The 1,357-nt window shown below is 68.8% G+C and carries 1 protein-coding gene; it reads right to left on the minus strand.

The window, feature by feature from the left end:
• Positions 1-34: 34 nt before the first annotated feature.
• On the minus strand, positions 35-1,357 hold a 1,323-nt coding region (locus AQI88_RS42340; RefSeq protein ID WP_244184664.1), incomplete at its 5' end, for an IS4 family transposase.

Genomic DNA, 1,357 nt, shown 5'->3' on the forward strand with positions numbered 1-1,357 from the left:
CCAACGCCGTGTAGTTAGCGCTGGGTGTGCATCGTCAAGGGGTGCGGGTGGTCAGGATGTCGATGCTGATGGTGGCCTTGTAGCTGGTCCTGTCGACGGTGCCTCGGGCGTTGTACTTCGAGATGGCCCGTTTGACGACGCGTGGCCGGGTGCGGATGCGCCGGTCGGGCATGAGGTCGGCCAGGACCCGGCGGCCGATGATGCCGACGAGATCGACGGCCGTGTCGTTGAAGACGCCCGCGGCTTGGACCAGCAGGTCGCGGGCGGTGTTCAGGGCGATGGAGAAGCTGGCCCGGTCGGGGTCGGTGTCCGGGCGGATGCCGGTGGCATCCGCCATGGCCAGTCGCAGGACCTGGTAGGTGACCAGCAGTGCGAAGACTTCCTGCGCGACGCCGGCAGGGGTTTGGGCGCGAAGGACCCGGCCGCCCAGGATGGTGGACTTGATCTCCAGGTAGGAGGTCTCGACCTCCCATCGCTCGTGGTAGAGCCTGATCAGCTCGGCGGCGGGGTGCGCGTGGGAGTCGGTCAGGGTTGTGACGAGACGGTAGGTGGCGGTGCGGCGTCCCTGGGAGGTGCTGACGGTGATCTCGCAGTCGACGACGCGGACCGCAACGGCGCCGAGCCTGGACAGGTAGGAGCCGTCAGGGAAACGCTGCAGGACCGGCAGCCTGCGGTGTTCTTTCACGCGGACCAGGACGTGCGCGCCCGTCCCGGTGATCGCCTCGACCAGTGCCTGGACGGCGAAGTTCCGGTCCAGCAGAACGATCATGCCCTCGCGCAGGCTGCGGACCAGGCTCGGTGCATAGAACGTCTCCCCGTTCGCGGTCGGCCCGAACACCGCGTCCAGAACGGTACGGGTGCCGCAGGACACCAGAACCAGCAGACGGAGCGAGGGGTATCCCGCCCCGCCGTTGTTGCAGCGGTGCCTGATGAACTCGGCCTGGTTCGCCGGGCTGTCGGGCACAGCCACCAGCGTGCCGTCGACAGCGCAGACGAGCAGGCCCCGCCACCACGCTCCCACGGTGCCGATCCCGGCGGCCGGTCCCCGCAGCAGGTCGAACAAGCAGCGCAGCGGCCCGGCCCCGACCCGCCTGCGGGCCTGCGCCAGCGCGCCAGCCGTCGGAGTTGCTGTCTGCAGTCCTTCCAGACCTGCCGTCAGCCGCTGCCACACCTGCTGCCAGCCGATCCCGGGGAACAGGGCCCCGGCCAGCAGCAGATACACCACCACACGAGAAGGAAGGTCACGTATCCGCTGCTGTGTCCTGCCGGTCTCGGACAACACCTCGTCGACCATCTCGAACGGGACGATCCGCGTTAACTCGCCCAGATGGCCAGGGGCGAACGGTCCCGCGGCAAC

Source organism: Streptomyces cellostaticus, from assembly GCF_001513965.1.
Classification (GTDB): Bacteria; Actinomycetota; Actinomycetes; order Streptomycetales; family Streptomycetaceae; genus Streptomyces; species Streptomyces cellostaticus.